The organism is Nocardia sp. CA-128927, from assembly GCF_050955855.1.
In the GTDB taxonomy this organism is placed as follows: Bacteria; Actinomycetota; Actinomycetes; order Mycobacteriales; family Mycobacteriaceae; genus Nocardia.
The window spans coordinates 7,998,126-8,021,840 of record NZ_CP192087.1 but is presented as its reverse complement, the minus strand read 5'-3'; the positions used below and the strand labels follow the sequence as shown (position 1 = coordinate 8,021,840).

22 protein-coding genes and 2 tRNA genes are annotated in these 23,715 nt (G+C 66.8%); 14 read left to right on the top strand and 10 right to left on the bottom strand.

Annotated elements, in window-relative coordinates; genetic code table 11:
* Window positions 1-481 precede the first annotated feature (481 nt).
* From iolB to ACQPW1_RS37115, 4 genes are all read left to right on the top strand, one after another.
* Window positions 482-1,369: a 5-deoxy-glucuronate isomerase gene (iolB, locus tag ACQPW1_RS37130; RefSeq protein WP_433657132.1), complete on the top strand. Its 888-nt coding sequence runs from the start codon at window positions 482-484 to the stop codon at window positions 1,367-1,369.
* Window positions 1,366-3,207 carry a 3D-(3,5/4)-trihydroxycyclohexane-1,2-dione acylhydrolase (decyclizing) gene (iolD, locus tag ACQPW1_RS37125; RefSeq protein ID WP_433657131.1) on the top strand — a complete coding sequence of 614 codons (1,842 nt, stop codon included), beginning with the start codon at window positions 1,366-1,368 and terminating at the stop codon, window positions 3,205-3,207. Before iolB ends, iolD begins: the two co-directional genes overlap by 4 nt.
* A 184-nt stretch (window positions 3,208-3,391) precedes the next feature.
* Window positions 3,392-3,808, top strand: coding sequence for a putative immunity protein (locus tag ACQPW1_RS37120; protein WP_433657129.1), 417 nt, complete (start codon window positions 3,392-3,394; stop codon window positions 3,806-3,808).
* A gap of 101 nt (window positions 3,809-3,909) precedes the next feature.
* Entirely contained in the window at window positions 3,910-4,113 is a 204-nt protein-coding gene (locus ACQPW1_RS37115; protein WP_054814460.1) for a cold-shock protein, read from the top strand.
* Between the two features lie 74 nt (window positions 4,114-4,187).
* Here ACQPW1_RS37115 and ACQPW1_RS37110 read toward each other — a convergent pair whose 3' ends face one another.
* On the bottom strand, window positions 4,188-4,829 hold the full coding sequence (locus ACQPW1_RS37110) for a dihydrofolate reductase family protein (RefSeq protein WP_433657127.1): 642 nt from the start codon (window positions 4,827-4,829) through the stop codon (window positions 4,188-4,190).
* 117 nt (window positions 4,830-4,946) lie between these two features.
* On the opposite strand from ACQPW1_RS37110, the gene ACQPW1_RS37105 reads away from it, so the two are divergent.
* Window positions 4,947-5,441, top strand: coding sequence for a winged helix-turn-helix transcriptional regulator (locus tag ACQPW1_RS37105; RefSeq protein WP_433657125.1), 495 nt, complete (start codon window positions 4,947-4,949; stop codon window positions 5,439-5,441).
* Between the two features lie 12 nt (window positions 5,442-5,453).
* Here the strand turns inward: ACQPW1_RS37105 and ACQPW1_RS37100 are convergent, their stop codons facing one another.
* Both ACQPW1_RS37100 and ACQPW1_RS37095 read right to left on the bottom strand, forming a co-directional pair.
* A complete protein-coding gene (locus ACQPW1_RS37100) occupies window positions 5,454-6,263 on the bottom strand; it encodes a nucleotidyltransferase domain-containing protein (RefSeq protein ID WP_433657123.1) in 810 nt (269 codons plus the stop codon).
* 62 nt (window positions 6,264-6,325) lie between these two features.
* Window positions 6,326-7,525 (bottom strand): MFS transporter, encoded by a 1,200-nt coding sequence (locus ACQPW1_RS37095; RefSeq protein WP_433657121.1) that lies wholly within the window; start codon window positions 7,523-7,525, stop codon window positions 6,326-6,328.
* Window positions 7,526-7,693: 168 nt separating this feature from the next.
* On the opposite strand from ACQPW1_RS37095, the gene ACQPW1_RS37090 reads away from it, so the two are divergent.
* Window positions 7,694-8,578, top strand: coding sequence for a LysR family transcriptional regulator (locus ACQPW1_RS37090; RefSeq protein ID WP_433657119.1), 885 nt, complete (start codon window positions 7,694-7,696; stop codon window positions 8,576-8,578).
* A gap of 689 nt (window positions 8,579-9,267) precedes the next feature.
* On the opposite strand, the gene ACQPW1_RS37085 is transcribed toward ACQPW1_RS37090, so the two are convergent.
* Entirely contained in the window at window positions 9,268-10,974 is a 1,707-nt protein-coding gene (locus ACQPW1_RS37085) for an alpha/beta fold hydrolase (protein ID WP_433657117.1), read from the bottom strand.
* A gap of 71 nt (window positions 10,975-11,045) precedes the next feature.
* Window positions 11,046-11,600, bottom strand: coding sequence for a TetR/AcrR family transcriptional regulator (locus ACQPW1_RS37080; RefSeq protein WP_433657115.1), 555 nt, complete (start codon window positions 11,598-11,600; stop codon window positions 11,046-11,048).
* A 157-nt stretch (window positions 11,601-11,757) separates the two neighbouring features.
* On the opposite strand from ACQPW1_RS37080, the gene serA reads away from it, so the two are divergent.
* The 3 genes from serA (at window position 11,758) to ACQPW1_RS37065 (ending at window position 15,171) form a co-directional block, all read left to right on the top strand.
* A complete protein-coding gene (serA, locus tag ACQPW1_RS37075) occupies window positions 11,758-13,356 on the top strand; it encodes a phosphoglycerate dehydrogenase (protein ID WP_433657113.1) in 1,599 nt (532 codons plus the stop codon).
* Window positions 13,357-13,410: 54 nt separating this feature from the next.
* Window positions 13,411-14,418: a 3-isopropylmalate dehydrogenase gene (locus ACQPW1_RS37070; RefSeq protein ID WP_433657111.1), complete on the top strand. Its 1,008-nt coding sequence runs from the start codon at window positions 13,411-13,413 to the stop codon at window positions 14,416-14,418.
* 150 nt (window positions 14,419-14,568) lie between these two features.
* The gene (locus ACQPW1_RS37065) at window positions 14,569-15,171 is read left to right on the top strand and encodes a Uma2 family endonuclease (protein WP_433657110.1); all 603 of its coding nucleotides are present in this window, start codon (window positions 14,569-14,571) and stop codon (window positions 15,169-15,171) included.
* A 12-nt stretch (window positions 15,172-15,183) separates the two neighbouring features.
* Here the strand turns inward: ACQPW1_RS37065 and ACQPW1_RS37060 are convergent, their stop codons facing one another.
* Together ACQPW1_RS37060 and ACQPW1_RS37055 are read right to left on the bottom strand one after the other, a co-directional pair.
* Complete coding sequence (locus ACQPW1_RS37060) at window positions 15,184-15,792, bottom strand: TetR/AcrR family transcriptional regulator (protein ID WP_433657108.1); 609 nt, start codon at window positions 15,790-15,792, stop codon at window positions 15,184-15,186.
* A gap of 328 nt (window positions 15,793-16,120) precedes the next feature.
* Entirely contained in the window at window positions 16,121-17,308 is a 1,188-nt protein-coding gene (locus ACQPW1_RS37055) for an MFS transporter (RefSeq protein ID WP_433657107.1), read from the bottom strand.
* A gap of 205 nt (window positions 17,309-17,513) precedes the next feature.
* On the opposite strand from ACQPW1_RS37055, the gene ACQPW1_RS37050 reads away from it, so the two are divergent.
* From ACQPW1_RS37050 to ACQPW1_RS37035, 4 genes are all read left to right on the top strand, one after another.
* Entirely contained in the window at window positions 17,514-18,290 is a 777-nt protein-coding gene (locus ACQPW1_RS37050; RefSeq protein WP_433657105.1) for a fumarylacetoacetate hydrolase family protein, read from the top strand.
* 13 nt (window positions 18,291-18,303) lie between these two features.
* On the top strand, window positions 18,304-19,776 hold the full coding sequence (gltX, locus tag ACQPW1_RS37045; RefSeq protein WP_433657104.1) for a glutamate--tRNA ligase: 1,473 nt from the start codon (window positions 18,304-18,306) through the stop codon (window positions 19,774-19,776).
* A gap of 134 nt (window positions 19,777-19,910) precedes the next feature.
* Window positions 19,911-19,982 (top strand) — tRNA-Gln (locus ACQPW1_RS37040).
* 149 nt (window positions 19,983-20,131) lie between these two features.
* Window positions 20,132-20,204: transfer RNA gene (locus ACQPW1_RS37035), tRNA-Glu, on the top strand.
* A gap of 295 nt (window positions 20,205-20,499) precedes the next feature.
* Here ACQPW1_RS37035 and ACQPW1_RS37030 read toward each other — a convergent pair.
* The 3 genes from ACQPW1_RS37030 to ACQPW1_RS37020 all read right to left on the bottom strand — a co-directional run bounded on the left by ACQPW1_RS37030 (window position 20,500) and on the right by ACQPW1_RS37020 (window position 22,105).
* Window positions 20,500-20,706, bottom strand: a complete 207-nt coding sequence (locus ACQPW1_RS37030; RefSeq protein ID WP_357378170.1) for a DUF5302 domain-containing protein — start codon at window positions 20,704-20,706, stop codon at window positions 20,500-20,502.
* A gap of 163 nt (window positions 20,707-20,869) precedes the next feature.
* Window positions 20,870-21,370 carry a PPOX class F420-dependent oxidoreductase gene (locus tag ACQPW1_RS37025; protein ID WP_433657101.1) on the bottom strand — a complete coding sequence of 167 codons (501 nt, stop codon included), beginning with the start codon at window positions 21,368-21,370 and terminating at the stop codon, window positions 20,870-20,872.
* Window positions 21,371-21,403: 33 nt separating this feature from the next.
* The gene (locus ACQPW1_RS37020) at window positions 21,404-22,105 is read right to left on the bottom strand and encodes an IclR family transcriptional regulator (protein ID WP_375903242.1); all 702 of its coding nucleotides are present in this window, start codon (window positions 22,103-22,105) and stop codon (window positions 21,404-21,406) included.
* A gap of 166 nt (window positions 22,106-22,271) precedes the next feature.
* On the opposite strand from ACQPW1_RS37020, the gene leuC reads away from it, so the two are divergent.
* Entirely contained in the window at window positions 22,272-23,693 is a 1,422-nt protein-coding gene (leuC, locus tag ACQPW1_RS37015; protein WP_433657100.1) for a 3-isopropylmalate dehydratase large subunit, read from the top strand.
* The last annotated feature ends 22 nt before the right edge of the window (window positions 23,694-23,715 follow it).

The window sequence follows — 23,715 nt, the reverse complement described above, 5'->3', positions numbered from 1 at the left end:
ACTGCGCGCTGCTTCTCGCGACCGACGCGCATAGATTGTCATCACGCGCAGGAAGTTGCCAGCGAATTCGTGCGCAGCGCCCTGCTATGTGTGCGCGGCGTACACACAATGGCGGGCGATACGTCGAGCGCCGTAGCCGACCTGCTGCCGCCGCGCGGCGTAGCGGGCGACTGCTGCGCACGAATCGTCTCGGCGCGGACGGAATTGCCAGCGGATGTGTCCGCGCGGTGCGATTTCGTTCGCTGCGGGCAGCAGGTGCAGATACGGGGGCGAAGTTGCTGAGGCGCGGCCAGCAGGTGGACGTCGGTAGTGGCGGTCCGCCGCGCACGAATCATCATGGCGCGCGGAGAATTGCCGACGATTGTGTGCGCTTCGCGCGAATTCGTGCGCGGCGGCTGGCCGGTGCGCACGAGGGGCGTGGCGCAACTTCGGGGGCGCCCGGCTCGGGGTCGGTCGCCATCGCCCAAAGCTGGAGGCTGCGATGAAACTGCATCGACCGGCTGGTTCGCTCAGCGATGACCGCGATCCGATCCACCTCACACCGGAAGATGCCGGGTGGACCTACACGGGACTGCGAGTACTGAAACTCCGGGCAGGTGAAACCCGGAGGCTCGACACCGGCGAGTTCGAGGCGTTCGTCTTGCCGCTGGCTGGAGCCTGCACTGTGCGCGTCGACGGCATGACGTTCGAATTGTCCGGGCGGGACTCGGTTTTCACTCGTGTGACGGACTTCGCCTACGTCCCACGTGATGCGGAGGTCGAGCTGATCGCCGACGGGGACGCGGAGCTCGCCCTGCCCATGGCGCGCTGTGCGAACCGCCTGGATCCGAAATATGGCCCCGCAGAACAGGTCCCGGTCGACATTCGTGGCGCGGGCCGAGCTACCCGTCAAGTAACCAACTTCGGCGTGCCCGGCGTCTGGGACCACGCCGACAAGCTCAACGCCTGTGAACTGATCACCCCGGATGGGAACTGGTCCTCGTACCCACCGCACAAGCACGACGAGGCGAGCGACTGCGAGGTCGTCAACGAGGAGATCTACTACTTCCGTATCGCCGGGTGGGACGGCATCACTCCGTCACGTGACGGATTCGGAATGCATCGGACCTACAGCGCGGACGGTGCGCTCGACGAAAACGTGGCCGTGCGTGACGGCGACGTTTTCCTGGTCCCGCAGGGCTACCACGGCCCATGCATCGCCGCCCCCGGCTACCCGATGTATTACCTCAACGTGCTCGCGGGCCCCGCCCCGGAGCGTTCGATGGCCTTCTGCGACGACCCGGCCCACAGCTGGGTGCGCGGCACCTGGGACGACGAGCCGCTCGATCCCCGCTGCCCGGTCACCAACCACGAAGGACGGCTCCGATGAAACTGACTGCGGCGCAGGCGCTGGTGGCCTGGCTGGTCGCCCAGCGCTCGGAAACCCTCGACGGCCGCGAAGTGCCCTTGTTCCCCGCCGTTTTCGGCATCTTCGGGCACGGCAACGTGCTCGGCCTCGGCACCGCACTTCAGGAGCGACGGGACGAAATCCCGGTCTGGCGCGGGCACGCCGAGCAGGGCATGGCCCTGGCGGCCGTAGGTTATGCCAAAGCGACACAGCGGCGGCAGATCGGGGTGGCCACCTCCTCGATCGGGCCCGGCGCGCTGAACATGGTGACCGCCGCCGGTGTCGCGCACGCCAATCGCCTTCCGCTGCTGTTGCTTCCGGGCGACACCTTCACTACCCGCGCACCCGACCCGGTGCTCCAGCAGGTCGAGCATTTCGGCGACGCCACCGCCACGGTCAACGACGCCTTCCGCGCGGTGAGCCGCTACTTCGATCGAATCACCCGCCCCGAGCAGCTGATTTCCACGCTGCCCCAAGCGGTCCGGGTGCTCACGGACCCGGCTGAGGCCGGTCCGGTAACCCTCGCGCTGCCGCAAGACGTCCAGGCCGAGACCTACGACTTCCCCGACGCGCTGTTCGAACCGGTCGTGCACCGCATCCTGCGTCCACGTGCCGACGAGCGCTCGCTGACCGACGCCGCCACGGCGCTGCGCAACGCGGCGCGGCCGCTGCTGGTGCTCGGCGGCGGCGTCCGCTACTCGGGCGCGGGCCGCACCGCCCTCGAATTCGCTGAGCGCCATGGCATTCCGATTGTCGAGACAACAGCGGGCCGCACCCTGGTGCCCCACGATCACCCGCTCTACGCCGGTCCACTCGGCGTCACCGGCTCGACCTCGGCCAACGTTTTAGCCGCCGAGGCCGACCTCGTCCTCGCCGTCGGCACCCGCCTCCAGGACTTCACCACCGCCTCGTGGACCGTGTTCGCGCAAGACGTCCGCCTCGTCACCATCAACGCCGCACGCTTCGACGCGGTCAAGCACGGTGCTCTCGCGGTAGTCGGCGACGCCGATGCAACGGTCCGTGACCTGGCCGAACGCACTCAGGACTGGCACATCGACCCTGAATGGACCGCCCGCGCCGCAGCCCAACGCAGCACCTGGGATGCCCACATCGACAAGCTGCGCGCCCACACCCCGGGCACCCCCAGCTACGCCCAGGTGGTGGGCATCGTCAACGAGCTCAGCGGACCGAACGACTACGTGATGACCGCCTCGGGCGGCATGCCCGGCGAACTCGTCGGCGGTTGGCGCGCGTCCGGCGGCACACCGACCATGGACGTCGAATACGGATTCTCGTGTATGGGTTACGAACTCGCCGGAGCCTGGGGCGCGGCCATGGCGCATACCGACGGCCTGGTCACCACCATGCTCGGCGACGGCTCCTACCTGATGTTGAACTCCGAACTGTTCTCCGCGGCCTTCGCCGGACATCCGCTCGTCGCGGTGGTCTGCGACAACGACGGGTACGCGGTCATCGCCCGCCTACAGGAGGGGCAAGGCGGCGCACCGTTCAACAACTTCTACGCCGACTGCCGGACCACCCACGACGAGCCGCCGCGAGTGGACTTCGCCGCGCATGCCCGCGCGCTCGGCTGCGCCGTCTTCACCGCCGCTGACCTCGACGAATTCCGTGACGCCTACGCCGGTGCGCGGGAAACCGCGGTCCGCGAATCCCGCCCGGCCGTGCTGGTCATCCGCACCCAGCCGTCGTCCTGGACCGAGGCCGGCGCCTGGTGGGAGGTCGGTGTTCCCGAGCATCTGTCCGGACGCGCCGCCCACAGCGAAGCGAAGCCGCGTCAGGTGCGCTACTTGCTGCCGTGAACAGTGGGGAAAGCGTGGGGGCTGCGCGACTCGGCAGAAAGTCGTAGGATGACTTAGCGGCGCCTTGGTGCGCTGGTAGTGATGGCCCTTGCGGCACAAGATAACTGGATGTCGCCGAGCATCGGCGACCACTTGCGTCGAAAAGGGGAAGGCCTGTGCGGACCGAGGCGATTCGAGCGGTTCGGTGACTCCCGACAGAGTCGACCACCCAGTGATGGCGCTGTGCGCCGAGCACGTGCTGCCGCTTCTCGAACGCGACGCGCGACGGATGCGCGACGATCGCACGATGCCGGAGGCGCGCAAGGCCGCCTCCGCCGCACACGATTCCGCCCGCGAGACCGACGGCGCGGCCGCTCTTGCCACGCGATCGGCCGGGCACGCGGCGGCCACCGACCATGTCGCCGGGCACGCGGTGCATGCCGCGAACTATGCATTGCAGGCGGTACAGGCAGCGGATTCGTCGGTGGACGACGACCGCGCCTGGCAGGAAGCTCAGGTACCTGAACGACTGTTTCGGGTGGTTTCCCCCGGATCAGGGCCTGTCGGAGCTTGGGAGGTGAAGGCAACAATCCCTCGTCAGCGTTGTTTTGCTCACAGTTGACCGAGGAGGATGTGGAGAAATTCGTCGGATCATGGCATCGTTGATCTCGAGACCAGGCCATTCCATTTGGCAGAATCTGGCTCGTCTACAGAAAGTATGAAATGGCTCAGGGCATTGTGAAGTGGTTCAACAGCGAGAAGGGCTTCGGCTTCATCGCGCAAGACGGCGGAGGCCCCGACGTCTTCGTGCATTACTCGGCCGTTAGCGGCGCGGGTTTCCGGTCCCTCGATGAGGGGCAGCGCGTGGAGTTCGAGATCGGCCAGGGCCAGAAGGGCCCGCAGGCGCAGGACGTTCGCGTCCTCTGATCTGATCGCTCCTAAGCTTTCGAAAGGCCCCACACCGGTTTGGTGCGGGGCCTTTCCCCATTTCAAGCGGTGTTTTACGCCTTGGTGAAGACCACATGGGTGACCGCGGGGGAGCGGACCACCGAGCTGACCGCGTAACCGGGCAGCACACCGAGCTCGTCGTAGAGGCGCTCGCCGCCGCCGAGCAGGATCGGGACGACGGCCAGGTGCATCTCATCGACCAAGCCCGCCTGCAGGAACTGCCGCACGACCGACGAGCCGCCGCCCAATCGCACATCCTTGCCGTCGGCGGCCTTGAATGCCAGCCGCAGCACTTCTTCAGGGGTGTCGTCGACGAAGTGGAATGTGGTCCCGCCCGCCATCGGCAGTGACCGCCGCGGGTGGTGCGTCATCACGAACGTGTCGTGGTGGTACGGCGGGTTGTCGCCCCACCAGCCCTGCCAGTCCTCGTTCGGCCAGGCACCGCGGATCGGCCCGAACATGTTGCGGCCCATGATGGTTGCGCCGACGCCGACATCGCCCGCGACGATGAAATCCTCGTCGACACCCGCCTCGCCACCCTCGGAACCGGTCCACTTGTGTCCGGTCTCGGTGTTGAAGACCCACTCGTGCAGGCGCATGCCGCCTTCGCCGAGGGGGTTGTCGGGGCTTTGATTCGGACCGGCGACGTAGCCGTCCAATGAGATGGCCAGGTTGTGTACGCGCAGCTTCGGCATGATGGTGTCTTTCTCTATACTGCTTGCAGTTTGCAATCGCTTATGGACAGAGTAAGGGCAACTGGTTGTATATTGCAAGCAGAAGTTCTGAACGGTTTCGCGGAGAAGGAGCGGTGGATGCGCGAAGAGGGACGCTCGGGCTGCCCGATCAACGCGACGATCGAGGTGATCGGTGATCGATGGACCCTGCTGGTGCTGCGCGACGTGATGTTCGGTAACCGGCGCTACTTCCGTGAACTGCTCGCCGGATCGGAGGAGGGCATCGCCTCGAACATCCTGTCCGACCGGCTGAAACGGTTGGTCGCGGCGGGCATGCTCAGCCGCGAGGACAGCAGGCCAGGTCAGAAGGCGGAATACCGGCTGACCGAGCCTGCCATCCAGCTGGTGCCGGTCATGGCGCAGCTCGGGGCGTGGGGGTTACGGCATCGGCCGACCACCAAGCAGCTGCGGGTGCGAGCCGAGCTGCTGGAGGAGGGCGGGCCCGAACTGTGGGCGGAGTTCATGGACGAACTACGGGAATCACACCTCGGGATTCCCCGCCCGAACCAGGACCGGCCGACCGCCACGCACCGGCTGGCGCAGGCGTACGCGGCGGCCGTCGCCGAATCGTAAGTCCCGCACGGGTTACGACCGTGCCGTGGCCTCGGCGCGGAAGAACTCCGCGGTGAGCTTCCTGGCCCGGTCGAGGTCCGGTTCCGCGGACTTCGGGAAAGCGGCTGCGGCCAGGTCGAATTCGGATTCGATGAAGGCGGCGATCGGCACCGGCACTGTCCCGCTGCCCATTTCGCGAGTCCGCGACTTGAGCTCGGTCAACTCCGCCACTGCCGCAACCAGTTCGGCGGGCAGGTCGGACTCGGCCATCAGCGTCGGCAGGTGCATCGGCGCCACCGCCGCACCCGGATGTTCACGCAGCCAGCGCAATGCCATTGCCGGGCGCAGCGAGTAGAACACCTTCTTCAGTGATCGGTTGCGGTCGAACAACTCCCACTGCTTGCCGCCGAGGTGCAGGTAGTGCCGGGCCACGCGGTTGCGGTCGGCGACCTCGTCGGCCAAGGCGCGCAGGTCGTCTCGGAACCGGCTGTCGCCGCGGTACGCGATCGGCGACATCAGCCATTCGATGAGCACGGCATTGCCCGCGACCAGCAGTCGCAGCGCCTTGGCCAGGTCCCAGCCGTTGACGTCGAGCAGGCCGGCCAGCGGCGTCTCGATGACGTCGCGGGTGCGCCAGGGCGACAGGTAGGTATCCAGGCTCGCGACATAGACGAACCGGCAGTCGTAGTCGGAATCCGGCGACGGGAAACCCCAAGCCCGGCTGCCGCTTTCGATGGCGAGCCGGACCGAGACGCGGTGTTCGCGCTCGATCCTTTCCAGCTCGAAGTCGATGGACCCGACCACCGTCGGGTCCATCGAAGCAGGGATCGCGCGTAGGGCCATGTCGTTGATGCTATGTGCTGGCTACTCCGGAACGCAGTTCATTTTCGGGCCATCGGCGCAGTTCAGGGCTGCTCGGGCGAGCGACCGATGGCCGCGACGGTCAGTGCGACGAGCACGAGGGCACCGCCGAGCCACATTGCCGAGGTGACGCCGAACGCGTCCGCGGAGCGTCCGCCGACCAGTGCGCCGAGGGCGATGGCGGCGTTGAAGACACCCGCGTTCAACGAAGATGCGGCCTCGCGTGCGTCGGGTGCTGCGGCGAAGACCCAGTTCTGCGTGGTGACCGAGACGCCGCCGTAGGACAGCCCCCACGCGACCATCAGCGTGACGGCGAGCCACAGCGAACCGCCGAGCATAGGTATCAACAGCACGGTCAGGGCCAGCGGAAGGCTGATCGTCATCAGCGTCCGGCGCGGGCTGCGGGCGCCCGCGGTGCCCGAGCTGAAATTGCCGATGACACCGGCGATTCCGTACACCAGCAGCAGGGTGCCGATGGTGCTCGCGCCGATGCCGGTCACCTTCTCCAGCAGCGGACGGATGTAGGTGTAGGCGGCGAAGTGGCCGGTCACCAGGAACGCGACAACCAGTAGCGCGGTACGCAATTGCGGCTCGCGCGCCAGTCGCAGTACCGCCCGGAGCGGAACTACCTGCGCGACAGTCAATCTCGGTAGGAGCAAAGCGATCGCGACCAGCACGATCAACGCGAGACCCGCGATGACGAGGAATGCCGCGCGCCATCCGGCGAGCGCGCCGATGTAGGTTCCGGCGGGAACGCCGATCACCGAGGCGACCGCGACGCCGCTGTAGACCAATGCGGTTGCGGCACCGGTAGATTTCGCTGGTACCAGGCGCGCCGCCATGCTCGCCGCGATCGCCCACACGCCGCCGATCCCGATACCGACCAGCACCCTGGCCCCCATCATGACCCCGAAGTTCGGCGACCAGGCCGCGCCGATATTGCCCACCGTCAACACCGCGAGCAGCACGCAGAGCACGAGCCTGCGGTCGGTACGGCCGAGCGCGGCGGTGATCAGCGGTGCGGACAGGGCGGCGACCAGGCCGGTGGCCGTCAGGGAAAGCCCGGCCGCGCCCTCGGTGACCCGCAACGTATCGCTGATCGGGGTGAGCAACCCGACGGGCAGCATCTCCGAGGTGACGACCGTGAAGGTGGCCCCGGTCACGGCGCCGACGCCGAGCCAGCCGCGCAGCGCCGAATCGCGTGCTGCGGGCTCTGGACTCGCGATTCCTTGAACCTGTGTCATGTCTTCAGCCAACCGATCGGCCCGGGCGGAAACAACGACGAAGGTCTCATCGTTCTATGAGCTGAACTCATCGACGCTGGAGAGGGAGCCAATGAGGGAGCGCAGCGAGCGAATCGTGTTACAGCGTCCCCAGGGCGTGACGGAGCCGAGCGTCAGCGAGGCGGAGTCATGAGTCTGGAGGTACGCGAGCTGGAGGCCTTCCTCGTGCTCGCCGAGGAGCTGCACTTCGGGCGCGCGGGCGAACGGCTGTACGTCTCGCAGAGCCGGGTCAGCCAACTGTTGCGCGCGCTGGAGCAGCGGGTCGGCGCGCGGCTGATCGAGCGCACCAGCCGCAAGGTCATGCTGACGCCGCTCGGCGAGGACTTCCTGGCCGACCTGCGGCCCGCGTACGCCGCGCTGCACGCCACAGTGGACAGCGTCCGTGCCGCCGCACGCGGGATGGAAGGTGTGCTGCGCATCGGGGTTCAGGGTTCGTCCACCGAGAATCTGACGGACGCGCTCGCACTGTTCCAGCACAGGTTTCCCGCCTGCGGCATCGAGGTGGTCGAGATCCCGTTGGCTGACCCGTTCGGTCCGGTGCAGCGCAGTGAGGTCGATATCGCGGTGGTGCTGCTGCCGATGGGGGAGAGCGATCTCGTTCTCGGGCAGGTCTTTTCGGAGCAGCCGCAGATGTTGGCGGTGCACAAGGGGCATCCGCTCGCGGCGCGGACCGACTTGTCGCCGGAGGACCTCGCCGAGTTCGCGTTGATCGGCGTTCGCGGACCCGCACCGGAATACTGGCGGCGGGCCCAGTCGGTCGACGTCACGCCCGGCGGTCGCCCCGTTCCGGCCGGGCCCGGCGTCGGCACGCTGCAGGAAGGAATCGAGTTGGTGGCGGCCGGTCAAGGGGCGATGCTGCTGTGCCATCCGACCGCGGTGTTCCACGATCGGCCGGAGGTCAACTTCGTGCCGGTGACCGGGTTGGCGCATTCTCGACTGGGTCTGGTCTGGCATCGCAACCGCGAAACCATCCGGGTGCGGGCCTTTTCGCGAGCTGTTGCTGCGGCGAGCTGAAAGCCATTGCCGGGTTGGCGAGAAATACTGCGCGCCAGGTTTATCCGGTGCTCGTGTAGCTGTTGATTTCGTATTCGCGCGCTGCGCACACGACTCCTTCTTCGAAGTGCAATCGAGGAATTCGTGCGCTTGTTACAGAGTTTCGTATCGCCTGTCGTCAATGCCGGAAATGTCCGAGTATGACGAGGTGGTCATATCGGTCTTATCCGGCCGCGAGGGATTTCTTAGAGGATCTTTATGTTTACCGGGCGTTGGCTTGTCGCCGCGCCCGGTGAGGCGCATACGTAGTGGTCAAGCCCATGGTTCCCAGGGCACGCACCCCTAATGGTCACCTGACCAGGTGTTCTTCGTGATGTGACTGTAACCTGCGTCACTATATGCCGGAATTTCGTAACCGTCGTTGTTCGGTCGCCGATTAGCCTTGTGTCAGCCAGTACGACTGGATTGTCTTTCAATGAAGAGGTATTTAAATGATCCCCGTTATCATCGACACCGGTAGCGCTGCCCTCGGCGGTTTCCTGGACACCTTCGGTGCCGCTTTCCACGGAATCCTCAACACCCTGTGGACGGGCTCCTTCGGCGGCCGCTGATTCAACGTAATGGTCGATTGATCGACCGGGTCTCGCGCCACTGAGCGCGATTCCGGAGAGGGCCCCGCACCCGAGTGGTGCGGGGCCCTCCGCGTTCCGCTAGAGCGCCGGTGCGTGGACGCCGACCCGGGCGATCTCGGCCGCGACCTGTGCGGGGTGCGTCAGCTGGGGGTAGTGACCGGTGCCCTCGATGACGGCCGATTCGCGCGTCGTGGCCACCGAGAGCGGATCGTCCGCGCCGACGACCAGCCGCACCGGTACTTCGATTCGCGCGAGCAGCTCGGTCAACTCGTTTCGCCGTCCGGCCGCACTCGCCCGCCGCAGCGCGGCGACCGTACGTGTCGCGACTCCTGGCCTGCGCAAGTTGGCCGCCGCACTGTCCACCGCCGGGCCTGTGGGGATACCGAGCCGTGTTGCCAAGGTGGCGGCCGACATTCGGCGCAACGCCACCGCGGCCAGCGGTGAACGCAGGATCCAGCCGGTCGGCGACTGTAGGAACGCGGGGGACACCAGAACGACACCGGAGATCCGATCCGGATGCGCGGCGGCGTATCTCAGCACCGGCCCGCAGCCCAGCGAATGGCCGACCAGTACCGGGCGACTGCGTACGGAGCTCATCAATCGCGGTAGTACGTCATCGATTTCGCCGGGTGCGGAGCGGCCGAGCCCGGGAAGGTCAGCGACCAGGCTCGGTGCCTCGAGGGCGGTCCGTACCGCTGTCCAGGAATCACTGTCGACGGGCAGGCCGTGCAGTAGGACGTAGTCGGGATGTTCGCGATCACCGGAAACCCAAGTGCCGTCGACGAATCCGGCTGTCGGATCCGCCTCGACGGCACCGAACCGACTCGACACCAGGTGATCGGCCCAGGTGCGCAGGACGGTCTCGGCGTGCGGCATGGTGATTCCCGCCGTGCGCGCGACCTCGTCCGCGGCGGAGGTGTCGTACCGATCGTCGGCGATGAACGGCAGTGTCTCGGGATCGGCACCGGTCAGCGCTCGCGGCAGCTTCTCGATAACGCTGACCGGAACCGAGAAGCGCGGAGCGCGCACACCTAGATGCCCGGCGAGCACCCGAATCAGCTCCGGCAGCACCGGGGTTCGCGGATCGAGGACGGTGAAGGACTGCCCCGCCGTGTCGTCCTGACTCGGCAGATTGATCAGGAACGTCGCGAAGTAGTCCAGATCGACTATCGGAACGAAGGTTTCGCGACCGCCCGGGATCGCCGCGAGCCGACCGTGCCACAGATCGTCGACAATGCTTGCGAGCCCGACGTATTGGCCGGGGCCGAGCACGCTGCTCGGGTTGGCGATCGTGAGCGGGATGCCGCGCTCGGCCGCGCGACGGCGCAGCAGCGGATCCGACTCGAACTTGGACGCGCCGTAAGCGCCTCTCTCATAGTGCTGTTCGTCGGAATCCTCGACGGTGATGCGGTAGCCGGTGATGTGGACGACGCGTCGCAAGGCGGGCAGCGTCGCGGCCCAGTCGAGCACATTGAGCGCCCCGGTCACGTTCACCGCGTACGCGTCGTCCTTGCCGAGCCCAAAGGCGAAGCGCGCAGCGCAGTTATAGACGTCACGGATGTCAGCAGTGCCGAGGTCGGGCAGGCCGAGACCCTCGGCGGTGACATCGCAGGAGACGACGCGGAGCCCGGTCTGGTCGACGGCACGTGCGCGCAACCATGCGGTGAGCCGTTCCTCGCCGCCTGGGCGGACCGCGGCGACAACGGATCCGCCCTGCTCGAGCAACTGCGCAACGACCGCGCGACCGATGAACCCGGCGGCGCCGAGCACGATGCTATGGGACATGATTCTCCTTAATAGACCGGTCTACATATTCTGAAGGCATGCGAAAACTGTTGGCATAACGACTGATCCGTTCAGAGCATGGTGCGGATCGTGCGCGCCACCCGCTCGAGCGGCTCGCGGCTGCGCTGGGCCCGCGCCAAGAGCAAACCGCCCTCGATCATCGCGAGAATCGCCGCGGCCAAGTCCGCGGCATCGGACCGCCCGTCGGCCCTCAGCCGAATGCGTAGCGCCTCTTCCCATCCCGCGTAGGCGGCGGCGCATTCGGCCTGGATGGTGTCGTTCGCCGCGGACACGTCGAGGGTGACGGTGGCGACCGGGCAGCCCTGCTGCCACTCGGAGGCTTCCAGTCGATCGCCGAACGCGGTGAGCAGGCTGGTCGCCGCCGCGGCGGTGTCGCCGGGTTCGAAGGCATCGATCAGTGCGGAGATTTCGTTGCCCGCCTGGGCGACCGCCTCGGCGACGAGTTGGTCCTTGCCGCCGGGGAAGTGGAAGTACAGGGAGCCGCGCGGGGCGCCGCTGGTCTCGATGATCTGGTTGAGGCCCGCGCCGAAGTATCCGTGCTTCTCCATCAGTCCGCGCGTGGCACTGATCAGTCGGCAGCGCGTTTCGGTTCCCTTGGCACCCATGCGGTAACTGTAGACCGGTCTTCATATTTTGACCAATGGGCCGTCCAATGGGTCATACTGACGACGGCCGCCTTACCAGGGGGTAGCACATGCCGAAACGACGCCCACTAAGCTGATCGGCGGTAATTGCCGACCCTTTCCCCAGGAGTACTCCACAGTGAGCCAAGCAGGCCGTCCTGTTGTCCTGATCGCCGACAAGCTTGCCCAGTCGACCGTCGACGCGCTCGGTGACGGAGTCGAGGTTCGGTGGGTCGACGGCCCTGACCGCCCGGCTCTGCTCGCCGCGGTCCCCGACGCCGACGCGCTACTCGTGCGCTCCGCGACCACGGTGGACGCCGAGGTGCTCGCGGCAGGCAAGAACCTGAAGATCGTCGCTCGGGCCGGCGTCGGCCTCGACAACGTCGACGTGCCCGCGGCCACCGAACACGGTGTCATGGTCGTCAACGCGCCGACCTCGAACATCCACACCGCCGCCGAGCACGCCGTCACGCTGCTGCTCTCGGCCGCGCGCCAGATCCCTGCCGCCGATGCCACGTTGCGCGAGCACACCTGGCAGCGCAGCAAGTTCAACGGCGTCGAGATCTTCGACAAGACCGTCGGCGTGGTCGGCCTCGGCCGGATCGGTCAGCTGTTCGCGGCCCGGCTCGCCGCCTTCGAGACCAAGATCGTCGCGTACGACCCCTACGTGTCGCCGGCCCGCGCCGCCCAGCTCGGCATCGAACTGCTGAGCCTGGACGAGCTGCTCGAGCGCGCCGACCTGATCTCGGTGCACCTGCCGAAGACCCCGGAGACCAAGGGCATCATCGGCAAGGAAGCCATCGCCAAGACCAAGCCGGGCGTCATCATCGTCAACGCCGCGCGCGGTGGCCTGGTCGACGAGCAGGCGCTGGCCGATGCCATCAAGTCCGGTCACGTGCGGGCCGCGGGCCTGGACGTGTACGAGACCGAACCGTGCACCGACAGCCCGCTGTTCGAGCTGCCGCAGGTCGTGGTGACCCCGCACCTCGGCGCGTCCACCTCCGAGGCGCAGGACCGGGCGGGTACCGATGTCGCCAAGTCCGTATTGCTCGCGCTCGCCGGTGAATTCGTGCCCGGTGCGGTGAATGTCACCGGCGGCAGCGTCGACGACGACGTCGCGCCGTGGCTGGACATCGTGCGCAAGCAGGGTGCACTGCTCGGTGCGCTGTCCAGCGAGCTGCCGGTCAGCGTCGAGGTGCAGGTGCGGGGCGAACTCGCCGCGCATGACGTTGCGGTGCTGGAACTTTCGGCGCTGCGCGGCATCTTCTCCGCGCTGGTCGAGGACCAGGTCACCTTCGTCAACGCGCCGACCCTGGCCAAGGAGCGCGGCATCACCGCACAGGTGAACACCGTGCCGGACAGCCCGAGCCACCGCAGCGTCGTCGACCTCCGCGCCGTGTTCGGCGACGGCCGCACCCTGAATGTGGCGGGCACGCTGACCGAACCGCAGCAGGTGCAGAAGATCGTCAACATCAACGGCCGCAACTACGACATGCGCGCCGAGGGCATCAACATGGCCGTGCTGAACTACGAGGACCGGCCGGGCGCGCTCGGCAAGATCGGCACCAAGCTCGGCGAGGCGGGCATCGACATCCTTGCCGCGCAGCTGAGCCAGGACGTCGACAAGGAAGGCGCCACGGTGATCCTGCGGGTCAACCGTGAGGTGCCTGCCGAGATCGAGTCCGCGATCGCCGAATCCGTCGGTGCCGCAAAGGTCGTCGTCGTCGACCTGTTCTGATCGTGTGCGGGGGCGCGTCGATGGCGCGCCCCCGATTAACAACGGAGCGTTGCAATGAAGCTTGCTGTCATCCCCGGCGACGGCATCGGTCCCGAGGTCATCGCCGAGGCGCTCAAGGTGCTCGACGTGGTCCAGCCCGGCGTGGCGAAGACCGAGTACGACCTCGGCGCCAAGCGCTACCACGCGACCGGTGAGATCCTGCCGGATTCCGTGCTGCCGGAGTTGAAGCAGCACGACGCGATCCTGCTCGGTGCGATCGGCGATCCGTCGGTGCCGAGCGGTGTGCTCGAGCGCGGGCTGCTGCTGCGCACCCGATTCGCGCTGGATCATCACGTGAATCTGCGCCCCTCCAAGCTGTTTCCGGGTGTGACCAGCCCGCTGGCCGGGACTCCCGACATCGACTTCGTGGTGGTCCGCGAGGGCACCGAGGGGCCGTACACCGGCACCGGCGGCGCGATTCGCGTCGAGACCCCGCACGAGGTGGCGACCGAGGTCAGCACCAACACCCGCTTCGGCATCGAGCGCGTGGTGCGCTACGCCTTCGCGAAGGCACAGGCCCGCCGCAAGCACCTCACGCTGGTGCACAAGACCAACGTGCTCACCTTCGCCGGTTCGCTGTGGCAGCGCACCGTGGACGAGGTCGCGGCCGAATTCCCTGATGTCGCAACGGCTTACCAGCACATCGACGCCGCGACCATCCACCTGGTGAACGATCCTGGCCGGTTCGACGTGATCGTCACCGACAACCTGTTCGGCGACATCATCACCGACCTCGCGGCCGCCGTGAGCGGTGGCATCGGCCTGGCCGCCAGCGGCAATATCGATGCCTCCGGCACCAACCCGAGCATGTTCGAGCCGGTGCACGGCAGCGCCCCCGATATCGCGGGTCAGTCCAAGGCCGATCCGACCGCCGCGATCCTCTCGGTGTCGTTGCTGCTCAACCATCTCGGCAACACCGAGGCCGCGGCCCGCATCGAATCCGCCGTCGCCAAGGATCTCGCGTCGCGCGCGGGTGCGGCGTCGACGGTCGAGGTCGGCGACCGCATCGCCGCCATCGTCTGAGCGAAACCGACGCAGGTCCCGCGCCGTTTCGGCGCGGGGAGCCTGCGGCCGAGTGTGAAACGGCCGTGCGGTGGTAAACCATCGCTGGGCCCATGAAATGCGCCGCACCCGGCCGCTTATCGATGGGCTACCTGGTGAGACGGAGGTTCGGTGAGCGCACAGCGCGGGAATCGGAGACCGCAGGTCGGTCCGTATGCGGGGCTGGACCTGCGTGACGTCCCAGGTGGCGGCAAGGGTTTCGAACTCGAGGACGGCTGGCTGGTCGAGGTGGCCTGCGGCGCTCGGCACAATCACGTGACGCAGCGGCTCGGCCGATTCATCGATGCCGGTGCGGTCGGTGCCGCCGTTCACCTCTGCGTCGGGAGCGGCTGGGAGGTCAGCACGCGCAGCGGGGTGCGCAAACCCGACATCATCGTGATTCCGCGTGAGGTCGCCAGGGCCGCCGTGGTCGCGGACGTGCCCAAGCGGATTCCCGGATCCGAGGTGCGGCTCGCGGTCGAGGTGATTGCGCCGGGGAGCGGGACCGAGCGCACCGATCGGGTGCGGAAGGTGCGCGAGTACGCGGCGGTCGGCATTCCGCAGTATTGGATCGTCGAGCATCAGCCCGATGTGGTGATGCATCGGATGGTGTTGGGCGACGGCGGGTATGGAGCAGACCCCGCTGTCTGCTCCGGCAGTGTTTTCGATGCGGTCGTCGACGCCGACGTACCGTTCCACGTCACGTTCGATCCCGCTGCGCTACTTGCGGTTTGAGCCGGTTCGGCATCAGCCCATGCCGTGATGGCAGATCGGGCGATGGTTCAGGCCGACCGCGCGGCGGACGAACGCGATTGTCTCCCGGGCGATCTCGTCGTGCTGGCGGCCCGCGTCGATGTGTTCGACGGCGCGGACGAGTGCGCCATCGATGAGGTCGGCGGTCAGGTCGGGGTTCGGGTTGTCCAGCGCGGTGAGCGCCGCGCGCAGCGGAGCAGCCAAATCGTGGTGTGCGTCGGCGAGATCGCGCCGCGCCGCCTCGTCGCGGGGGAGGGCGCTGCCGAGGACCGCGATGCGGTGCGCGCCAGATGCGGCCAATGCCAGGGTGGTTCGCACGTAAGCCTCGACTTGGCCCGCGGGGGTCTCGGCGCGTTCGACGGTGTCGTGCACGCGCTTGCCCCATTCCAGCAGCGCGTCCGTCACGATGCGGAACAGGATTTCGTCGCCGGAGCGGAAGTACTTGTAGACGCTGCTGCGGGCGAGCCCGGCGGCCGCGCCGACGGTGGCGGGCGTCACCGCCTGCGGGCCGTTCTGTAGCAACACCATTCGCGCGGCGTCGAGCAGCGCGCGTTCCTGGTTCGCCCGGTGTTCGGCGACGGTTGGTGCGTCGATCCTGGGCATCGCACTCCTGGTGATAGCGACGGAATGTTTCCATCGTACTCGTTGGCGACAGTGTGTCGCTAAAAGCGACATGGGCGGCAGTGGGAAGTGGTCCGAGCGCGCTTCTGTTTGATCGCGGTCAGCGGCGGGTCGCCGGTACGCGAAGTTGTTCAGTGGGCTGAATGGTGCTGTCGTACCAAAAGTGTTGTGGCCAAGTCGTTCCCGGCCGATCGGGGTGGTCGATCTCGCATCGTGCTGCGAGCGACTCCATAGGTCGCGATTGTCACACTCGACGGACGACGCTCGCCCCGGCAGGAGGAGCGGGCGTCAATCCATCAGTGCTGGGCGGCTATTGGGCGCGACGGTCGGTCGGCACCAAGGGGACGGCGGCCACCGCCAGTGCGGCCGCCAGTAGATACGCGGCGCCGAAACCGCTTGCGGTGATGAGCGCGCCGAACACCGGCGGCACCGCGGCCATCGCCAGATTCTGGCCGGTGTTCTGGATGCCGAGTCCGCGGCCACTCCAGTAGGGGCCCGCGATTTCGGCGACCGCGGTGAAGGCGAGTCCGTTGTCGGACACCGTGATCACCGAGGCGACGACCAGCAACGGGATTGCGGCCCACCACATGTGGGTCCAGGCCGCCAGCGCCAGTGCGGACATCGACACCACGGCGGCGATGGCGACGGTACGCAACGGACCCAACCGGCTGCCGACCCGGTCCGACCACGCGCCCACGCCGATTCGGCCTGCGGCACCCAGGATTTGGGTGGCGGTGACTAGAATTCCGGCGGCGGCCAACGACCAGCCGACGTCCCGGTGCAGCCACAGCAGTGCGAAAGTCCACACCGTGCCCTGCGGTATGACGAGCAGCACAGAGACAGCATGGATGCGCCACAGTGTCATGTCACCGCGATAAGGATTGGCGCGCAACGCCGCATCGTCGCTGCTGTGCTCGGGGCGCGGCGGATCGACGATGCCGATCAGGCTGCCCACCGCGGCGATGCCCGCCATCGCCGCGGGAACCAGAATCGCCGCGGGCACACCGTAAGTCGCGGCGACGGCGGGCACGGCCAGCGCGCCGATGCCGACGCCGAGCGGCTGGGCGGTCTGCCGGATCCCCATCGCCAGTCCGCGCCGATGCGGCGGGAACCAGCCGACGATGAGGCGGCCGCTGGCCCCGTTGGTGCTCGCCGCGCCGACGCCACCCAGGAACAGCAGTGCGCCCAAAGTGATGTCGTTGGTGGCGGCGGCCGCGGCGCCGCCCGCGATCAGCATCAGCAGCGGTCCGCCGATCAGTACTTTGCGCTCACCGATCCGGTCGACCACGTATCCCCACGCGATCAGTGTGCAGACCAGCCCGAGTGTGGGCATCGCCACCAGTAGTCCCGCAGTGGCCAGCGGCATTCCGCGATCGGTCAGTGCGGGCAGTAGAAACGCGACGCCGTTGACGAAGACCGCACTCGCGGCTTGCGCGAAGACGCCGAGACCGAGCATGGACCACCGTCGAGTCTCCTTGATCTGCGTCACGGTAGCCATCGGTCTCACCTCTGAATCTCATTATGTGGGAATGTATTCCCATTGAATGAACAGTGAGGCTCACGTTACACCGCATCGGCAAGTGGATTTCGGCAGTCGGATGTCAGACTGCTCACAGCTCGCGGAATTCGGGCGGGCGCGGCCGGGCGTACCGCTCGGTTGGGCGCGTTCGAGCAGGTGGAAGCCGGTCGATAGACTGCCCGGCATGCGTCTAGGTCGAGTAGCCAGTCCCGATGGGGTCGCCTTCGTCAGCATCGAGGGGGACGGAAGCGACAGCATCGCGAAGGAAATCGCGGAACACCCGTTCGGTACGCCGACGTTCACCGGACGGAACTGGCCGCTGGCCGATGTCCGCCTGCTCGCGCCGATCCTGGCCAGCAAGGTGGTCTGCATCGGCAAGAACTACGCGGCCCACGCGGCCGAAATGGGCGGGCCCGCACCGGAAGACCCGGTGATCTTCCTCAAGCCGAATACCGCGATCACCGGGCCGAATGCCCCGATCATCCTGCCGCCCAGCTCCTCTCAGGTCGACTACGAGGGCGAGCTCGCGGTCGTCATCGGCCGTCCGTGCAAGGACGTGCCCGCCGCCCGCGCGCTGGACGTGGTGCTCGGTTACACCGTCGCCAACGATGTGACCGCGCGCGATCAGCAGCGCCACGACGGACAGTGGACCAGGGGCAAGGGCTACGACACCTTCTGCCCGCTCGGCCCGTGGATCGAAACCTCCTTGGATCCTTCGGATCTGGAGATCGTCACCGAGCTCGACGGCGAGGTCCGCCAGCGCAGCCGCACTTCGCTTCTACTGCACGACATTCCGAAGCTCATCGAATGGATCAGCGCCGTGATGACGCTGCTGCCCGGCGATGTCATCCTCACCGGCACGCCCGAAGGCGTCGGTCCGGTACAGGCCGGGCAGCAGGTGTCCGTGACCATCGAGGGCATCGGAACCCTCATCAATCCCGTTGCCGCTAAGCCTCGCTAGCCGAAAGAGAGCCATGACTGAAGTACGGGTCCGCTTCTGCCCGTCACCGACCGGGACGCCGCACGTCGGCCTGATCCGGACGGCGCTGTTCAACTGGGCCTACGCCCGACACCACGGTGGAAAGTTCGTGTTCCGCATCGAAGACACCGATGCGGCACGGGATTCCGAGGACTCCTACCGCGCGCTGCTCGACGCGCTGCGCTGGCTCGGCCTCACCTGGGACGAGGGCCCGGAGGTCGGTGGACCCTACGAGCCGTACCGCCAGTCGCTGCGCAAGGATCTGCACCTGGATGTGGTCCGGCGGCTGCTCGACGCCGGGGAGGCCTACGAATCCTTCTCCACGCCTGAGGAAGTCGAGGCGCGTCATCGCGCGGCCGGCCGCGACCCGAAGCTCGGCTACGACAACTACGATCGCGAGCTCACCGCGCAGCAGATCGAGGCGTATCGAGATGCCGGGCGCCCCGCGGTGATTCGGCTCCGGATGCCCGCCGAGGACCTCACGTGGCACGACCTGGTGCGCGGCGAGACCACCTTCAAGGCGGGCAGTGTGCCGGACTTCGCGCTCACCCGCGGCACCGGCGATCCGCTGTACACGCTGGTCAACCCGGTCGACGACGCATTGATGAAGATCACCCACGTGTTGCGCGGCGAGGATCTGCTTTCCTCCACCCCGCGCCAGATCGCGCTCTATGGTGCGCTGCGCCGCATTGGCGTCGCCGACTTCACGCCGGAGTTCGGCCACCTGCCGTTCGTCATGGGCCAGGGCAACAAGAAGTTGTCCAAGCGCGATCCCGAGTCGAATCTGTTCGTCCATCGAGACCGCGGATTCATCCCAGAGGGTTTGCTGAATTACCTGGCACTTCTCGGTTGGAGCATCGCCGACGACCACGACCTGTTCACCATGGCGGAGATGGTTGCCGCGTTCGACATATCGAAAGTAAATTCGAATCCGGCCCGTTTCGATCAGAAGAAGGCGGACGCGCTCAACGCCGAGCACATCCGATTGCTGGAACCGGGTGATTTCAGCAACCGACTCCGCGAGTACCTGACCCAACACGGTCATATCGGCGCCGAAATCGATGAGAAGATGTTCTCCGCTGCGGCCGAACTCGTACAGACGCGGATCGTCGTGTTGTCCGATGCTTGGGAACTGTTGCGTTTCCTGTTGGCGCCCGCCGAACAATTTGCGATCGACCCCACTGCGGGAGCCAAGAATCTCGGTACCGAAGCAACTCCGGTATTGCAATCCGCTATTACTGCTCTGGAGCCTTTAGTACAGTGGTCCACAGTCGCTATCGAAGAAGCGCTGAAAACCGCGCTGATCGATGATCTGGGCCTCAAACCACGCAAAGCATTCGCGCCGGTGCGCGTCGCGTTGACCGGATCGCACATCAGCCCGCCACTGTACGAGTCGCTCGAACTGCTCGGCCGAGACGCCAGCCTGGCTCGGCTGCGCTCCGCACAAGAGTGGTCGGCAACCTCCTGAAAGTGCGGAATCGGCCAAAAACGTGGCTTTGACCAGGCGATTTGTAGTTAACCCGTAGCCGTTTGGTAGTCTTCTTCTCGGCTCGGAACAAGGCCTCGCAGTCATCCAGACGCGAGGCTGAAACGCCTGGTCATTGGGGTATGGTGTAATTGGCAACACAGCTGATTCTGGTTCAGCCATTCTAGGTTCGAGTCCTGGTACCCCAGCGGAGAGATTGTTGTCGAGGACGGTCTGCGGCCGAAATCAGTACAGCAGCTGGCGATTTGGTCGCCACGCTCCGGCCAGCTAAGCTAGCCGAGCCTCCTGATCGAAAGATCAACCAAAGGTGCTCCTCGTGCAAACGAGAAGCAGTCCTGGCCCCGTCGTCTAGCGGCCTAGGACGCCGCCCTCTCAAGGCGGTAGCGCGGGTTCGAATCCCGTCGGGGCTACACCAGATACAAGGCTCATGCCCATGGGGCATGGGCCTTTTCTGGTTTCGCGTTTCTTTTGGGGGTGCAACCCCCAAGCCCCGCCCGGCGGGCTGCGCCCCCGGACCCCCGGGCCGAGAGGCTTCGCCCTCGGCGCGCATGTGGGCCGGTATGCGGTGGATCTCTCGTTCCCACGGCTTTGTTCGACCGTGTTGGCCTGACCGGCTGCTGGCCGCATCCCCTCGATGCCGCCCCCCACCCAGGCAAAACGAAGGCCCCCCGGTCGGTGACCAGGGGGCCTTTCTCGGCTTGCGAGCTATCCGCTCTTGCGGCGGAATTCGCGCTTGGTGCTGGCGTTGCCGTGGGTGGCGTTGGCGCCCTTTGAGCGGCCGTCGAGGTGGTCGGCGGTGCGGGCGTTGTGCTGGTTTTTGCGGTCGAGGGCCTCTTTGAACTTGCGCTTTACTTCTTCGGCGCTGGTGGCCTCGGGGGTGCCTGAGCCGTTGGAACTATCAGATTCCGTCATCGCCGTCGTCTCCTCGTGGTGGCGGTCGGGGGGCCGCGCTCTTGCGGGCTGCGGTGTCCCGGCCGATTCGTGTCGAACGGCTTGACGTTAGTCGGGTGAGGGGGGTGATGTCAGTTCGATATCGGGGCGCGTCGGCGAGGCTGTGTCGGAAGGCATAGGCAGGTCAGTCCATTGGTTGGGCCGTGGTGCCGCCGAGGGGGAGCTGGGGGAGGCCCAGCTTGCGGTGGTCCCAGCTGCGGGTGCGGTCGGGGATGACGCGGATGGCGGAACGTTTGTGCAGCATGGTTTCGACCATGGGGCGGACGTCTTCGCTGTAAGGGCCGGTGTAGCGCTCCCAGACGCTGACGCCGACGGCGTAGAGCTGCTCTGGGTCGTCGATGATTTCGGCGTGGCCTTCGATGGCGACGCCGCGGAGCTGGTCGTAGGTCTGGCCTGCTTCGACCATGCAGGTGATGCGGGGGTCGCGGCGCAGGTTGACGGCTTTTTGGGACTTGGTTTTCGTTTCGAACCAGAGTTCGCCGTCGATGAGCGCGTACCACATGGCGGTGAGGTGCGGTCTGCCGTCGGGGCCGATGGTGGCCAGGGTGGCGACGCGGCTGCGCTCGAGGAACTCGCTGATCTCGGTGTCGGACATGACGATCTGTGCCCGTTGGTTGACTCCCATGGGCTTACTCTAGAAGGTGCTTTCTAGAACGTGTTACAGGCGCTTGTGTAGTGCTTCGGCGGCGGCGACCAGGTCGGCTGCCCAGCGGGCGCCGGGGCGGCGGCCCATGCGATCGATGGGTCCGGATACCGAGACGGCGGCGATGACGGTGCCGCCGGCGTCGCGGACGGGGGCGGAAACGCTGGCTACGCCGGATGCGCGTTCGGCGGCGCTTTGCGCCCAGCCGCGTTTGCGTACCTCGGTGAGTGCGCGTTCGCCGAAGACGGCGTCGGCGAGGATGGTGCGCTGCAGGTCGGCGTCGGCCCAGGCGAGTAGCACTTTCGCCGCGGAACCGGCGGTGAGTGGGAGCCGTGCGCCGACGGGGACGGTGTCGCGCAGTCCGACGGGTGGTTCCAGCGCCGCGACACAGATCCGCGCATTGCCGTCCAGGCGGTACAGCTGGACGCTTTCGCCGGTGATCTCGCGTAACCGGGGCAGGATGGCCGACGCGGCCTCCAGAAGCGGATCGGTGGCCCCTGCGGCGAGTTCGGCGAGGGCGGGGCCGGGCCGCCACATTCCGGTGTTGTCGCGGGCCAGCAGGCGATGCACTTCGAGGCCGACGGCCAGGCGATGTGCGGTGGCGCGGGGCAGGCCGGTACGGGCGCAGAGCTCGTTGAGACCGCAGGGGTGCTCGGCGACGGCGTACAACACCGCCACTGCTTTGTCGAGGACGCCGATGCCGCTATGCTGTCTCATAGAACGATACTAGCGTCTCGGATGTTGGGAAATCCACTCTGGCGTACCCAGCGTGTGGCATCTCCGATGGAGCATCCGACCTCGCACATATCCGAAAACTCGTGCAGCCGCCGCCGCGCTCCCAGCCCGGACCGCGACCGGATGCTTGTCGAAAGGTGATCGAGAAATGGCACAGCCACGCACCATGGCCGAAAAGGTGTGGGAGCAGCACGTCGTAACCCGCGGTTCGGGTGAGGGCACCGGGCGTGAACCCGACCTGATCTACATCGATCTGCATCTGGTGCACGAGGTGACCAGCCCGCAGGCGTTCGACGGCCTCCGCGCGGCGGGCAGGCCGGTGCGCCGGACGGATCTGACGATCGCGACCGAGGACCACAATGTCCCGACCGCCGATATCGATAAGCCGATCGCGGACCCGATTTCGCGCACCCAGGTGGACACCCTGCGCCGTAACTGCGCGGAATTCGGTGTGCGCCTGCATCCGATGGGCGACTTGGATCAGGGCATCGTGCATGTCGTCGGCCCGCAGCTCGGCCTGACCCAACCGGGAATGACGGTGGTGTGCGGGGACAGTCACACCTCGACGCACGGCGCGTTCGGCGCGCTGGCGATGGGTATCGGCACCTCCGAGGTCGAGCATGTCCTTGCCACCCAGACACTCTCGCTGCAGCCGTTCAAGACGATGGCGATCACGGTGGACGGCACCCTGACGCCGGGCGTGACGAGCAAGGACCTGATTCTGGCCGTCATCGCGAAAATCGGCACCGGCGGCGGCCAGGGCTACGTGCTGGAGTACCGCGGCGAGGCGATTCGCGCCATGTCGATGGAGGCGCGAATGACCATCTGCAACATGTCCATCGAGGCGGGCGCCAGGGCGGGCATGATCGCTCCGGACGAAACGACCTATGAATTCCTCGCGGGACGCCCGCACGCCCCGCAGGGAGCCGACTGGACGGCAGCAGTGGCCGCCTGGGAGGCGCTGAAGACCGACGACGGCGCGGCTTTCGACGCCGAGGTGCACATCGACGCGAGCGAACTGACCCCCTTCGTCACCTGGGGCACCAACCCGGGACAGGGCGCGCCCCTTGGCGAATCGGTGCCAGATCCCGCCCAGATCGCCGACGAGACGGCGCGCGAGTCCGCGGAGAAAGCGCTGCGGTACATGGATTTGGCGCCGGGCACGCCACTGCGCGAGGTGGCGGTCGACACGGTATTCGTCGGTTCGTGCACCAACGGACGCATCGAGGATTTGCGTGCCGTCGCCGAGGTTTTAAAAGGACGCCGGGTCGCGGAGTCGGTGCGAATGTTGGTTGTACCGGGGTCTATGCGGGTTCGGGCGCAGGCCGAATTAGAAGGACTGGGCGAGATTTTCACGGCGGCAGGCGCCGAATGGCGGCAGGCGGGCTGCTCAATGTGCCTGGGAATGAATCCGGATCAGCTGGATCCGGGCCAGCGCTGCGCCTCGACGTCGAACCGGAACTTCGAGGGCCGGCAGGGCAAAGGTGGCCGTACGCACCTGGTTTCCCCGCTCGTAGCGGCCGCGACGGCGGTGCGCGGAACCCTGTCCTCGCCTGCGGATCTGGACTGACCGGACGCGATACCTCTACCGA